Origin of the sequence: Mycobacterium sp., assembly GCF_035640695.1 — a bacterium.
In the GTDB taxonomy this organism is placed as follows: Bacteria; Actinomycetota; Actinomycetes; order Mycobacteriales; family Mycobacteriaceae; genus Mycobacterium.
This window is the reverse complement of record NZ_DASQVQ010000017.1, coordinates 1-13385: the sequence shown is the minus strand read 5'-3', so window position 1 is coordinate 13385 and position 13385 is coordinate 1. Positions and strand designations below refer to the sequence as shown.

Annotated in this window: 12 protein-coding genes; 8 read left to right on the top strand and 4 right to left on the bottom strand. The window is 67.0% G+C overall.

Annotation, left to right across the window (positions count from 1 at the left end; genetic code table 11):
• Nucleotides 1–149 precede the first annotated feature (149 nt).
• The 4 genes from VE759_RS02270 (at nucleotide 150) to VE759_RS02255 (ending at nucleotide 2600) form a co-directional block, all read left to right on the top strand.
• Nucleotides 150–566: a response regulator gene (locus tag VE759_RS02270; protein ID WP_324927824.1), complete on the top strand. Its 417-nt coding sequence runs from the start codon at nucleotides 150–152 to the stop codon at nucleotides 564–566.
• A 122-nt stretch (nucleotides 567–688) separates the two neighbouring features.
• Nucleotides 689–1279, top strand: a complete 591-nt coding sequence (locus VE759_RS02265) for a TetR/AcrR family transcriptional regulator (protein WP_324927822.1) — start codon at nucleotides 689–691, stop codon at nucleotides 1277–1279.
• A 104-nt stretch (nucleotides 1280–1383) separates the two neighbouring features.
• Nucleotides 1384–2079 (top strand): MIP/aquaporin family protein, encoded by a 696-nt coding sequence (locus tag VE759_RS02260; RefSeq protein ID WP_324927820.1) that lies wholly within the window; start codon nucleotides 1384–1386, stop codon nucleotides 2077–2079.
• 92 nt (nucleotides 2080–2171) lie between these two features.
• Complete coding sequence (locus VE759_RS02255) at nucleotides 2172–2600, top strand: cupin domain-containing protein (RefSeq protein WP_324927818.1); 429 nt, start codon at nucleotides 2172–2174, stop codon at nucleotides 2598–2600.
• Between the two features lie 44 nt (nucleotides 2601–2644).
• Here the strand turns inward: VE759_RS02255 and VE759_RS02250 are convergent, their stop codons facing one another.
• The 3 genes from VE759_RS02250 to VE759_RS02240 are packed head-to-tail and all read right to left on the bottom strand — an operon-like array spanning nucleotide 2645 to nucleotide 6489.
• Complete coding sequence (locus tag VE759_RS02250) at nucleotides 2645–3697, bottom strand: nucleoside hydrolase (RefSeq protein ID WP_324927816.1); 1053 nt, start codon at nucleotides 3695–3697, stop codon at nucleotides 2645–2647.
• 23 nt (nucleotides 3698–3720) lie between these two features.
• Complete coding sequence (locus tag VE759_RS02245; RefSeq protein WP_324927890.1) at nucleotides 3721–5736, bottom strand: SDR family oxidoreductase; 2016 nt, start codon at nucleotides 5734–5736, stop codon at nucleotides 3721–3723.
• A 48-nt stretch (nucleotides 5737–5784) separates the two neighbouring features.
• The gene (locus VE759_RS02240; RefSeq protein WP_324927814.1) at nucleotides 5785–6489 is read right to left on the bottom strand and encodes a VIT family protein; all 705 of its coding nucleotides are present in this window, start codon (nucleotides 6487–6489) and stop codon (nucleotides 5785–5787) included.
• 76 nt (nucleotides 6490–6565) lie between these two features.
• Here VE759_RS02240 and VE759_RS02235 point away from each other — a divergent pair, with 76 nt between their 5' ends.
• Nucleotides 6566–9865 carry an error-prone DNA polymerase gene (locus VE759_RS02235; protein WP_324927812.1) on the top strand — a complete coding sequence of 1100 codons (3300 nt, stop codon included), beginning with the start codon at nucleotides 6566–6568 and terminating at the stop codon, nucleotides 9863–9865.
• 19 nt (nucleotides 9866–9884) lie between these two features.
• On the opposite strand, the gene VE759_RS02230 is transcribed toward VE759_RS02235, so the two are convergent.
• Nucleotides 9885–10301: a TIGR03667 family PPOX class F420-dependent oxidoreductase gene (locus VE759_RS02230; protein WP_324927810.1), complete on the bottom strand. Its 417-nt coding sequence runs from the start codon at nucleotides 10299–10301 to the stop codon at nucleotides 9885–9887.
• A gap of 23 nt (nucleotides 10302–10324) precedes the next feature.
• On the opposite strand from VE759_RS02230, the gene VE759_RS02225 reads away from it, so the two are divergent.
• The 3 genes from VE759_RS02225 (at nucleotide 10325) to VE759_RS02215 (ending at nucleotide 13308) form a co-directional block, all read left to right on the top strand.
• Entirely contained in the window at nucleotides 10325–10969 is a 645-nt protein-coding gene (locus VE759_RS02225) for a nitroreductase family protein (protein WP_324927808.1), read from the top strand.
• 359 nt (nucleotides 10970–11328) lie between these two features.
• A complete protein-coding gene (locus VE759_RS02220) occupies nucleotides 11329–12399 on the top strand; it encodes a cytochrome P450 (RefSeq protein WP_324927806.1) in 1071 nt (356 codons plus the stop codon).
• A gap of 75 nt (nucleotides 12400–12474) precedes the next feature.
• A complete protein-coding gene (locus VE759_RS02215; protein WP_324927804.1) occupies nucleotides 12475–13308 on the top strand; it encodes an SDR family NAD(P)-dependent oxidoreductase in 834 nt (277 codons plus the stop codon).
• Nucleotides 13309–13385: the final 77 nt, after the last annotated feature.

Below are 13385 nucleotides of genomic sequence, written 5' to 3'. Positions count from 1 at the left end.
CGGGCGGCCGCACCCCTGCGTTCACAGGATGACTTGTCGGCCAACCGATGTCTGCACGGCTGGCCTCCACGACTCGCGGGTGCCAGTTTCAATCTCTGCTTGCTGCCAGCAGGAGTCCCCGGGTCCGCAATGATTTCCCGCTAGCGTGGATGCGGGCGGCTGTCGGCGTGGCCGACACTGGGCTCGTGCTGGTGAATGAGCGATTGCGCTGCGTAATCGTCGACGACAACGCAGATTTCCTTGACGCGGCTGTACGGCTGCTCGAGTGTCAAGGAATCAGTGTCGTCGCCGTGGCGCGGTCGACCTCGGACGCGGTGCACGATGTTGAAGCACTGCAGCCCGACGTCACACTGGTCGACATCAACCTCGGCGAGGAGGATGGCTTCGACCTCATCGAGCAACTTCACCGCAACTTGCCGACCGCGGCCGCGGCGGCGATATTGATCTCCACTCATGCCGAGCAAGACGTCGCCGAATTGGTCAAGACCAGTTCGGCGGTGGCATATCTGCCCAAATCCGCTTTGTGCGGTAGCGCCATCCGCGAGATCCTCGCACTGGTCGGATAGCGCGCGCCCGACACGGCTGGCGCCCAAATTCCCGGACACGACGTTGCGGCAGCAGGCCGTACGCCCAACTCACGGTCATAATAGTGAACGTTGAGTTTAATATTTAACGGGATGGTGGTCGTGTGGGAACGGATCAGGCTCGGGGCCGCCCTGGCCGGCCGCGCAGCCAGCAGTCCCGGGCGGCCGTGTTGCGCGCGACGTCGGAATTGATCGATGAGGTCGGCCTGCGCGCGATGACCACCGACGAGATCGCAAACCGTGGTCGGGTCAGTAAGGCGACCATCTACAAGTGGTGGCCGAACAAGTACGCCGTCGCGCTGGAAGCCCTCCTGTCCCAGATGGCGATCGAATCGGCCGATCCGGACACCGGCAGCGCCCGGCAGGACTTCCGCCTGGCGCTGCGGGGTCTGGTCCACTTCTACCGCCGCAAGAGCGGGCAGGCCTTCGCCCAACTCATCGGCGAGGCGCAGTTCGATCGGCAGATACGTGCCGAGTTGCGTGACCGCCTCATTGGTGCCCGCCGCCAACTCGTGCGGGCCATCTGGGATCGTGGCGTCGCGCGCGGGGAGTTGCGCGCCGACGTCGATGCCGAGGTAGCGATAGACCTCATATTCGGTCCGGCGATTTACCGGTTGATCGCAGGTCACGGGCCGCTCGATGACGACAGCGCCGACCAGATCGTGGACGCCGCGATGCGTGGCCTCGGCCGCTGAGACCGAACTCACATCATCGGCCGGGATAAACCGGGATCAAAAGCGCGCGATCCAGCGCTAGCTTATTCGGAAACTAGACGTTCAGTTTTGGATAGGAGTAACACATGACCACTGGCACCGTCCCGCTTACCGGCGCACCCGAGGCGACCGCGCGAGCGACTCGCCACCCGACGACCCGCAAGCTGGTCGTCGAGTTCGTCGGGACGTTTTTCCTCGTCTTGACCGTCGGCGCCAGTGTGCGCAGCGGCGCCGCGCTGGCCCCGCTCGCCATCGGGGCCGCGCTCATGGTGATGGTCTATGCCGGCGGGCACATCTCCGGGGGGCACTACAACCCGGCGGTAACCGTGGCCGCGCTCGTCCGCGGCCGCATCGGCATGGCCGACGCGGTGGGGTACTGGATCAGCCAACTCGCGGCCGGACTAGTCGCGGCGCTGGTGGTGCGCGCAACCGTGACCGCATCGAACGCCGCCGCCGTGTCGCCGCAGGGTCACACGCTGGCGAGTGCGTTGCTGCTGGAACTGTTGTTCACCTTCGCGTTGGCCTATGTCGTGCTCAACGTCGCTACCAGCAAGGACCACCCGGACAACTCGTTCTACGGACTGGCCATCGGTTTCACCGTGCTGGTCGGTGCCGTTGCCGTGGGCGGTATCTCGGGCGGCGTGTTCAATCCAGCCGTCCTGATCGGAGGTGGCGTCATGGGCCTGTTCGCCTGGTCGACGCTGACCTACCTGGTGCCGCAGCTGGTCGCCGGCGTGGCGGCAGGCCTGGTGTTTCGGGCGCTCAACCCCGACGACAAGTGACAAGGTAGAGATCGCGGCGCATACTCCGCGGCGAGGCGCACGGAACCCCTCTCCGGCGCTTCGCCGCGGTCCGGGCCGGAAAGAAGCTGAACATGCAGAGTTACCAGGGGTTCCATCCCGATCTGGCCAACAACCAGGTGCACCACGTCCGGGTTCTGAGTTCAGACACCGCCCAAACCGAGGGCATGCGCCGATTCGCCGCGATCAGCGGCGCCTCGGTAGGCGCGGAGAAACTGTGGATGGGTGAGACCCATGTCGCGCCAATGACCGTGTCGGGCGATCACCACCACGGCGAGTCCGAGACCGCCATCTATGTTCGACGTGGGCACCCGGTGTTCGTTTTTCACAACGGCGAGCGTGAAGTGCGGGTCGCCGCCGGCCCCGGCGACTACGTCTTCGTCCCCCCGTACGTGCCGCACCGGGAGGAAAATCCCGACCCGGATGAGACCGCCGAGATAGTGATCGCCCGCAGCACGCAGGAAGCGATCGTGGTGAATCTCCCACGGCTGTATCCGACCTAATCGCACCGGTTGGCCCGCCCGCGGCCCACCGCGGTCCACGAGAGCTACCCAAGCCGGCTGGCGAATGGGCCGACCCGCGCGATGTAGCGATCGAAGAACTCCGCCGGGTCTGCGTCTATCCCGACGTGCGCGTTGGGTTTTCGGGCCCAGCGCCGGCCCGACCAGTCGGCGATCGTCATGCCCCGGGTCAGCGTGCCCGCCAGTTCCACGTCGACGGTCGCCGTGCGCGTCCGCACTAGATCGGGGTCAAGCGCCACCGCCGCGGCAAACGGGTCGTGCAGATGCGCCTGATACCCCTCGCCCTCGTCGAAGTGGAATTCGAAGTAGAACCGCATCGCGTCCTCCAGCACCCTGATCAGCGGATTGGACGCCGTCGATCTGGTGCCCCGCGGGTCGAGCGCGTTCATCGGCGATGTCGACGAGTTCGCTGCGGCCGCCAACCGCCCGAGGATGGCCGGCGTCAGTACGATGGTCTCGGTCAAGTTCAGCCCGCATACGATCGGGAAGTCTTGCGCCCCTTCCGAACTCCACGCGGTGAAAACCTCGGTCGCCGCCTCTGGGTCAACGCTGATGTTCCACTCGGCCACCGGCGTGGTATTGCCGCGGTAGTCGAACGAGCCGCCCATGATCACCAGCCGCCGCAGCAGCGACGGCAGCTCCGGTTCGGCGCGAAGCGCCAGCGCCAGGTTGGTCAGCGGCCCGGTCACCAAGCCGATCAACTCTCCCGGGTGGCCGCGTGCCGCCCTGACCCACGCCTGGGCGGCATCGTGGGCGGTGAGCCGCCGGTCGCTGGGCGGCAGCTGCGCGTACCCCAGTCCCGCGGGGCCGTGGGTGTCCTCCGCGGTGCGCAGCGTTCCGGCAAGCGGTTGCTCGGCACCCTTGGACACCGGAACACGTGTCACCCGGCACAACTCCAGCAGTCCCAGGTTGTTCTCGCAAACCTGTTGTACCGGAACATTTCCCGCGGTTGACGCGATGCCGACCAGATTGGCGTCCGTGCTGGCGAACAGGTACAACAGCGCGAAGGCGTCGTCGACGCCGGTGTCCACGTCGGCGAAGATCGGCAGCGGCGTGGACTGGTCGGCCGCCGCGGTCACGCTGTCACCCTACGATCGCGGGCCTACCAGTGCACGCCCGGAAGCAGCCGCACCGCGCACTTGACCGGCCGCGGCACGCGAAGCGGGCGAACGGCGCGAGCCGGGCGGCGCACCGGACGTCGGCGCGCGGCCGACCGTCGGAAAGCCGTGTCCGCAGGCGGTAATCCACGGGCGGCCGCCGAATCCGGGTAACCCAGATACAGCTGATGCAGAATCCGCCGGGACAGCTTAGGGGCGAAGTAGTTGCCGGCCTCGGCCAGCGTGCCCATCGGAGTGTCGATGCGGGCCGGTTTCTCGACGAGCGCGCGGACCACCATCGCCGCGGCGTGCTCGGCACTGATCGGCGGCATCGGGTTCAGCCGCCGCGACGGCGCGATCATCGGCGTCTTTACCAGCGGCATGTGGATGGTCGTGAAACTAATGTGGTCCGAAAGGGTTTCGGTCGAGACAACGTCGGCGAACGCGTCCAGCGCGGCCTTCGTCGGAATGTAGGCACTGTATTTGGGATTGCGCGCCAGCGAGCCGGCGCTCGACACGTTCACCACGTGGCCGAAGCGGCGCTGCCGCCAGTGCGGCAGCAGCGCGAGCACCATGCGCACCGCCCCGAAGTAGTTGACCGCCATCGTGCGCTCGTAATCGTGCAGCCGATCGGTGGAGTTGGCCACCGAACGCCGGATCGACCGGCCGGCGCTGTTCACCAGGTAGTCGACGTGGTCGAACCGGCCGAGGATGTCCTTGACGGTGTGTTCGACCGACGCGGAATCGGTCACGTCGCAGCTGAATGCGTGCGCGTCGCCGCCGCGAGCGCGGATCTCGGCGACCAGCTCGTCGAGCGCTTCGGCGCTGCGGGCCAGCGCGAACACGGTGGCGCCCCGTCGGGCGACGGCCAGTGCCGCCGCACGTCCGATGCCGCTGGACGCGCCGGTGATGATGACATGCCGGCCGACCAGCGGCCCGGTGGGATCGTCCCGACGGGCCCGGTCCGGATTCAGGTGCTCGGCCCAGTACCGCCACAGCCTCGGTGCGTAGGCCGCGAAATCCGGTACCGCGATTCCGCTGCCGCCCAACGCGGCTCGGGTCTCGTCTGCGACGAGCGTCGGTGCCAGGTCCACGACGTCGAAGATCTCGGCGGGAATGCCGAGTTGGGTCGCCACCATGTTGCGCAACACCTTTGCCCGACCGGTGGCCTGCAACACCGGAGTGGCCATCGTTCGGGGCAACGCGGCGCGCAGCGGCGGTAGGCCCGCCGCCCCGGAGATCCCGCGATAGATGCCCCGCAGCCCGATGTTGCGCGGCGCGGTCAGGTGGAATGTCTGGCCGTCGCGGCCCGGCGCGTGCATCAGCTCGACGATCGCGTCGACGACATAGTCCGCCGGAACGATGTTGGTGCGGCCGCTGTCGGGTAGCACGATTGGCGTGACCGACGGAAGCTTGGCCAGCTTGGCGAAGACTCCGAAGAAGAAGTACGGGCCATCGATCTTGTCCATCTCGCCGGTGCGCGAATCGCCGACGACGACCGCGGGCCGGTAGATCCGGTAGCGCAGTCCCGGCCGCGAGCGCACCAGCAATTCGGCCTCGAACTTGGTCTGGTGATACGGCGTGGGCAGGCTCTGGCCGACGTCGAAATCGGCCTCGGTGTATTCGCCGCGGAAGTCGCCGGCCACCGCGATCGACGACACGTGATGCATGGTGGCGTCCAGTCGCAGCGCCAGCCCGATCACCGCGCGGGTGCCCCCCACGTTGGTTTTCCGCTGCTCGGCGTCGCCGGCGGTGATGTCGTAGACGGCGCCGCAGTGCACCACATGCTCGACGCCCGCGAGCTCGGCCAGCGCGTCGGCGGGCAACCCCAGGTTCGGCTCGGTGAGGTCGCCGACCAGCGGCTTGACCCGCGGTCCCCAGTCGGCGGCCAGGCGCTCGAACCGGTGCAGCGACCGCCGTCGCACCAACACGCCGATCTCGTCGTCCGGCCGCGATGCCAGCAGCGCGGCGACGATGCGACGGCCGATAAACCCGGTACCGCCGGTAACGACATAGCGCATGCCGTCATGCTCGTCGCTCACCGGACGAAGGTCAACCGAATCGCTTCCCTACCCGACGGCGGCGCCGACGAGATGGCCGATGCCGAAGGTGATTGCCATCGCCAGCGCGCCGCCGACCGTCACACGCAGCGCTGCCCGCCGCGGGTTGGCGCCACCGAGTCGGGCACTGACCCAACCGGCGATGGCCAACGCGATCAGGACCGCGACCACGGTGACCGGTATCCGGGCCGGTGCGGGCGGCAGCAGTATCGCAAGCAGCGGCAGCAGTGCGCCAAGCGTGAATGACACCGCCGAGGAGAGGGCCGCTTGCCATGGGTTGGTCAGCTCGCCGGGGTCGATCCCGTACTCCACCTCCGCGTGTGCGGCGATGGGATCGTGGGCGCTGAGTTCCTCGGCCACCTTTCGGGCGGTTTGTGGTGACAGTCCCCTCGATTGCAAGCTGGCGGTCAATTCTTCGAGCGCGGCGTCCGGCTCCCGGGTGAGCTGGGTGCGTTCCTTGTCCAGCAGCGCCCGCTCGGAGTCGCGTTGGGTACTCACCGATACGTACTCGCCGACGGCCATCGACAGGGCGCCGGCCGCGAGCCCGGCGATGCCCGCGGTGAAGATCGGGCCTCTTGCCGCGCTGGCTGCCGCGACGCCGACCACGATGCCGGCAACCGACACGATGCCGTCGTCGGCACCCAGGACGCCGGCGCGAAGCCAATTCAGCTTGTTGGCGAGGGATCCGATCTCTGCTGGTGGCGGCGTGGACACAGTCGCGAGGCTAGCCGTCGATCGGCACCGCCACGCCCCCTTCCGCCGTCGAACTTGTGTTCGATAAGCTGGTCCGGTGAGTTGGTTCACCGGACCGCCGAGCTGGGGCGAGTTGGAGCGGGTGCTCGACGGCAAGCCTCGCCGCGCCGGCATGCCGCTGTCGGAACCACCGATCGATGGCGGCGACAGCCCGGCTTTCTCGCGTAAGCGCGGTGCGTACCTTCCGCCCGATGACCGACGGCCGACGGGCACCTCGGTCCCGTACGCCGAACTGCACGCGCATTCGGCGTACAGCTTCCTCGACGGCGCCAGCACGCCGGAGGAACTGGTCGAGGAGGCCGTGCGGCTGGACCTGCGCGCGATCGCGCTGACCGACCACGACGGTCTGTACGGCGTGGTGCGCTTCGCCGAGGCGGCCCAGGAGCTCGACATGCACACGGTGTTCGGCGCCGAGCTGTCGCTGGGCGGCGGCGCTGCCCGCACCGAGGAGGCCGACCCACCGGGACCGCATCTTTTGGTATTGGCCCGCGGCGCCGAGGGCTACCGCCGGCTGTCGCGGCAACTGTCAGCCGCGCACCTGGCCGGCGGTGCGAAGGGCAAGCCGCGCTACGACTACGACGCACTGACCGAAGCCGGCGGCGGACACTGGCACATCCTCACCGGATGCCGCAAAGGTCACGTGCGCCTGGCTCTCGCCGACGGCGGACCCGATGCGGCCGCCGACGCGCTGGCCGACCTGGTGGACCGGTTCGGCCGTGACCGGGTCAACATCGAGCTGACCCATCATGGGCATCCGCTCGACGACGAACACAACGCCGCGCTGGCCCAGCTGGCCCCCCGCTTCGGCGTCGGCGTCGTCGCCACCACGGCCGCTCACTTCGCGGAGCCGTCAAGAGGCCGGCTGGCCATGGCGATGGGCGCGATCCGGGCCAGGCACTCGCTGGACGAGGCCGCCGGATACCTCGCGCCGCTGGGTGGTTCGCATCTGCGTTCCGGCGCGGAGATGACGCGGCTGTTCGCGCACTGCCCCGAGGTGGTGACGGCCTCGGCCGAGCTCGGCGAGCAGTGCGCGTTCGGCTTGGCGCTCATCGCGCCGCAACTGCCGCCGTTCGACGTGCCCAGCGGGCACACCGAGGACAGCTGGCTGCGGCAACTGGTGTTGCAAGGCGCGCGGAACCGCTACGGGCCGCCCGAGGGGGCGCCCCGTGCCTACCAGCAGATCGAGCATGAGCTGAAAGTCATTGAGCAGCTGCAGTTTCCGGGCTATTTCCTAGTGGTTCACGACATCACTCGGTTCTGCAACCAGAACGGCATCCTGGCCCAGGGCAGGGGATCGGCGGCCAACTCGGCGGTCTGCTACGCCCTCGGGGTGACCAACGTCGATCCGATCGCCAACGAGCTGTTGTTCGAGCGGTTCCTGTCACCTGCCCGCGATGGGCCGCCCGACATCGACATCGACATCGAGTCGGATCTGCGCGAGAAGGTCATCCAGTACGTCTATGACCGCTATGGCCGTGACTACGCCGCGCAAGTGGCCAATGTCATCACCTACCGCGGCCGCAGCGCGGTGCGCGACATGGCTCGCGCGCTCGGGTTTTCCCAGGGGCAGCAGGACGCCTGGAGCAAGCAGATCAGCCAGTGGAATGGGCTGGCCGATTCGGCCGACGTGGAGGGCATTCCCGAGCAGGTGATCGACCTGGCCAATCAGATCCACAACCTGCCTCGGCATCTGGGCATTCACTCGGGCGGCATGGTGATCTGCGACCGGCCCATCGCCGACGTGTGCCCGGTGGAATGGGCCCGCATGGAAAACCGCAGCGTGCTGCAATGGGATAAAGACGACTGCGCCGCAATAGGTTTGGTGAAGTTCGACCTGCTGGGCCTTGGCATGCTCTCGGCGCTGCACTACGCGATCGACCTGGTGGCCGAGCACAAGGGCATCGACGTCGACCTGGCCAAGCTCAACCTCTCCGAACCCGCGGTCTACGAAATGCTGCAACGCGCCGATTCGGTGGGAGTGTTCCAGGTCGAATCGCGCGCGCAGATGGCCACGCTGCCCCGGCTGCGGCCACGCGAGTTCTACGACCTCGTGGTGGAGGTCGCGATCATCCGGCCCGGCCCGATCCAGGGCGGCTCGGTGCACCCGTACATCCGGCGGCGCAACGACGTCGACGAGGTGGTCTACGAACACCCGTCGATGAAGCCCGCCTTGCGAAAGACCTTGGGAGTTCCGCTGTTCCAGGAACAACTGATGCAGTTGGCCGTCGACTGCGCCGGGTTTTCCGCCGCCGAGGCCGATCAGCTGCGCCGCGCGATGGGATCCAAGCGGTCCACCCAGCGGATGCGACGGCTAAAGGGCCGGTTTTACGACGGCATGCGCGAACTGCACGGTATCACCGGCGAGGTCGCCGACCGGATCTACGAAAAGCTGGAAGCATTCGCCAATTTCGGTTTCCCGGAAAGCCATGCCCTTAGCTTCGCGTCGCTGGTGTTCTACTCGTCGTGGTTCAAGCTGCACCACCCGGCGGCCTTCTGCGCCGCGCTGCTGCGGGCGCAGCCGATGGGCTTCTATTCGCCGCAGTCGCTGGTGGCCGACGCCCGCAGGCACGGCGTCACCGTGCACGGGCCAGACGTCAACGCCAGCCTGGCGCACGCCACGCTGGAAAACGCCGGGGAAGAGGTGCGGCTGGGCTTGGGCGCCGTCCGCCACATCGGCGACGAGCTGGCCGAGCGGATCGTCGAGGAGCGAAAGACCAACGGCGCCTACACTTCTCTGCTTGACCTGACCGGCAGGATGCAACTGAGTGTGCCGCAGACCGAGGCACTGGCCACCGCCGGGGCACTGGGCTGCTTCGGGATCACCCGCCGTGAGGCGCTGTGGGCCGCGGGTGCGGCCGCCACCCAGCGGCCCGACCGGCTGCCGGGCGTGGGCTCGTCGTCGCACGTCCCCGCGCTGCCCGGGATGAGCGAGCTGGAACTGACCGCCGCCGACGTGTGGGCAACCGGCATCTCCCCGGACACCTACCCGACCCAGTTCATCCGCGGCGACCTCGACTCGCTCGGTGTCATTCCGGCCGACCAGCTGCTGTCGGTGCCCGACGGAACCCGGGTGCTCGTCGCCGGTGCGGTGACCCATCGGCAGCGGCCCGGAACCGCGGGCGGGGTGACGTTCATCAACCTCGAGGACGAGACCGGGATGGTCAACGTCCTGTGCACGCCCGGAGTGTGGGCCCGGCACCGCAGGCTGGCCCAGACGGCGCCCGCCCTGCTGATTCGCGGTCAGCTGCAGAACGCCAGCGGGGCCGTCACCGTGGTCGCCGAGCGGCTCGGCCGGGTCACGCTCAGCGTCGCCTCGCGCTCGCGCGACTTCCGATAGTCATCGCGACTCCCGATGGCTATTCGGCGGCAGGCGTCGTCCACACCCTGTCGATGCTGATCTTCAGCCGGGTGCTGTACGCGGCCAGAAACTCCTCGCTGAACCCCAAGCTCAGGGCGTAGTCGTGGTACTTGGCCCGCTGCTGCTCGTCGCCGAGCGGATCCGTATCGACCGCGTCGACCCTTGCCTCACCGCCGACGACGACGATGCCGGAGCCGTTGCCGTCGGAGTCCAGGTTCAGGCTCACCCGCGGCCGGGCCCGAATATGCCTCACTTTCGCGGCATCCGGCATCGAATACACCGTCACCTCCTTGCCGTCGAAGTAGAACCACACCAGGCGGGGGACGGGCTGGCCCGATTTCGCCACCGTGGTCAGCCACGCGTAGCGGTCGGATTCGAGCCGGCTGGAAACCTCTTGCGTGAATTCGGTTGTCATAGCGCCGAATGTAGTCTCGATTCATGACGCTGAACCTGTCCGTCGACGAAGTCCTCACCACCACCCGATCGGTGCGCAAGCGCCTCGATTTCGAGCGGCCGGTGCCCAAAGAGGTACTGCTCGAATGTCTGGAGCTGGCGATCCAGGCGCCGACGGGTTCCAACCAGCAGGGCTGGCAGTGGGTTTTCGTCGACGACCCTGACAAGAAGAAGGCGCTCGCCGACATTTACCGCAAAAACTTCACCGGCTACCGCGGGATGCCCGCGCCGGAGTACGCCGAGGACGACCCGCGCGCCGAGCAGCGGGCCCGCGTGGTCTCGTCGGCCGAATATCTCGCCGAGCACATGCACGAGGCGCCGTGGCTGCTGGTGCCCTGCCTGGAAGGACGAGTCGACGAGGCGCCGCAGCTGTCCGCGTCGTTCTGGGGATCGCTGATCCCCGCGGCCTGGAGTTACATGCTGGCGCTGCGCTCGCGCGGACTGGGATCGGCTTACACCACGCTGCACCTGCTCGGCGACGGCGAAAAGCAGGCCGCGGAAATCCTCGGTATCCCGTTCGAGAAGTACAGCCAGGCCGGCCTGTTCCCGATCGCCTACACCAAGGGCACCGATTTTCGTCCGGCCAAGCGGCTGCGGGTCGACCAGATCGTGCACTGGAACAGCTGGTAAATCGCGGCACAGCGGACCGACCCCGGAGTCCACGAAACAGGGTCAAGCAAACAACGGATACGGTACGTTGGCCACGCACCGAAATCTGAGGTCACCCAATGTCGCCATCTGCATCCGCTACCCGCGCAAACCGAACGACCCGGACGCCGACCGGGAGATTCACCGCGGATCTCCTCAAGGTCGGTGTCGACAGTCTCGGCGGCGTCGTTCAGGACACAGTCATTGAGCGCGTTCGACGTCGTAATGGGGCGGCTGACCCCGTCACGCGCTTCAATCCCTTCAAGCGGCAAACGATTGTCGACCCCTATCCGGAATATGAGCAACTTCTCGCTGGACCACCCGTGCGCTACAACCCCCGGTTGGGAATATGGATCGTCCCACGATTCGCCGACGTGCGTGCTGGGCTGCGCGACCATGAGCGACTGTCCTCCGGGCAAAGCCAGAGCCGCTTCCGCGTCGCGTTGCCGATGATGATCGCCAAGGACCCACCCGACCACACGCGGCTGCGCCAACTGGTTTCTCGCGCCTTCACACCGCGGGCACTCGCGGTCTGGCAGGCGTTGGTCGAGCAGATCGCCGACCATCTCGTCGAGCGCATGATCACCATGCCGGATCCAGACGGGGTACGCGACCTGGCTCAGCTGTTGCCCACCCGCCTTATCGCCGAGATGTTCGCAATTCCCGAAGCCGACCACGCGCGGTTCCGCGACTGGTCCACCGCCCTGATCGACGGCTCATTCGTGGAGGTCGGCCGACGAACCGTCGGCGTGGTACAGCGGATGGTCCGGGCCACGTTTGCTATGCGCCAGTATGTGCGGCCGCTCATCGAGCAACGGCGCCGGGACCCCGGCAGTGACCTGATCTCGCTGATGACGCTGTCCGAGGACGACGACAGCCTCGGCAACGACGAAGTGTTCTGGGGCGTCGTCATGCTCATCGTGGCCGGTAACGAGACCACCACAAACCTGCTCGCCGGGCTCCTGCATACGTTCGCTCTCCGGCCCGACATATACGAGACCCTCCGCGATCAGCCCGGGCTCATTCCGGCGGCCATTGAGGAGCAGCTGCGTATGGAGTCACCAGTCCAAGGCTTCTACCGCACCGCGACGGTTGACTATCCCGTCGAGCACTACGTCATTCCGCGACAGTCGCGAGTGCTGCTTCTGTTCGGCGCCGCAAATCGCGACCCCCGCCACTTCGATCAACCGAATTCGTTCCGCCTCGATCGGGATCCGGCCGAACACCTCTCGTTTGGCGGCGGCATCCACTATTGCCTCGGCGCTCACCTGTCACGCCTGGAAGCGCGGCAGGTCGTCAGCCATCTCACCCAGCGAGTCGCCGCGGTCGAACTCGCGGGACCGCCACGTCGGCTCCACAACGCCACCATGCACGGCTTCACCCGGCTTCCGCTCCGCCTCGTGCCTGCCTAACTGTTTGGACCCTTAGTTGGCAGGCGCGTTTTCCGGCTCGTCCGCCGGCGCATTCGCTCGACTACAGTCAAGACAATGCCGTCAGTTCTAGTCACCGGTGCGTCGCGCGGCATCGGCCGATCGATCAGCACACGCCTGGCCGACCGCGGCTGGACGGTGGTCGCCGGCGTGCGTAGGGAGCAGGACGGCGCCGAAGTCGTCGCGCACAATCCCGAGCGCATATCGTCGGTGATCCTCGATATAACTGACGCCAAACAAATTGCAGCACTGGATGATTCACTCAACGAGCGGCTCGACGCGGTAGTCAACAACGCTGGTGTCGTAGTCCCTGGACCCCTGGAAGCGGTCCGCCCGGAAGAATTCCGCCGCCAATTCGAGGTCAATGTGACCGGTCACTTCGCGGTGACCCAGGCTCTTTTGCCGCGACTACGCCAATCGCACGGCCGTATCGTGTTCATTTCCAGTCTCAATGGCCGGATATCCGTCCCGCTCTTGGGCGCATATTGCGCGTCGAAGTTCGCGCTCGAAGCGGCCGCCGACGCGCTGCGAATGGAGCTTGCGCCGTGGCACATTCCCGTCATCGTCGTGCAACCCACGCAGACCGACACCGACATGTTGCGCACCGCCGACGAGATGGTCGAGCAGACCGTGGCCACGATGACGCCGGAATATCGTGATCTGTACGCCAAACACATTGTCGGCATGAAGAAGTTTCTTCGGCGTTTCCGACCATCCGCGGTGCCGGCCGATGACGTCGCCGCAGCCGTAGAGGAGGCGCTCACCGTACGCAAACCCCGCGCCCGCTACGTCATCGGGTTCGGATTTCCAAAGCTCCAGGCGGCGGCCGTCCCGAACCTGCCGTCCGCGGCGCGCGACCGGCTACTCCGGCGATTGGGCAGCCAGCCGTGACGAGTTCGTCTGGTGTCGTGAGTCGTTAATTCGTTGGCAGTAATTGCCGATGCTGGCGAGGATTTGATCGGCGGTTT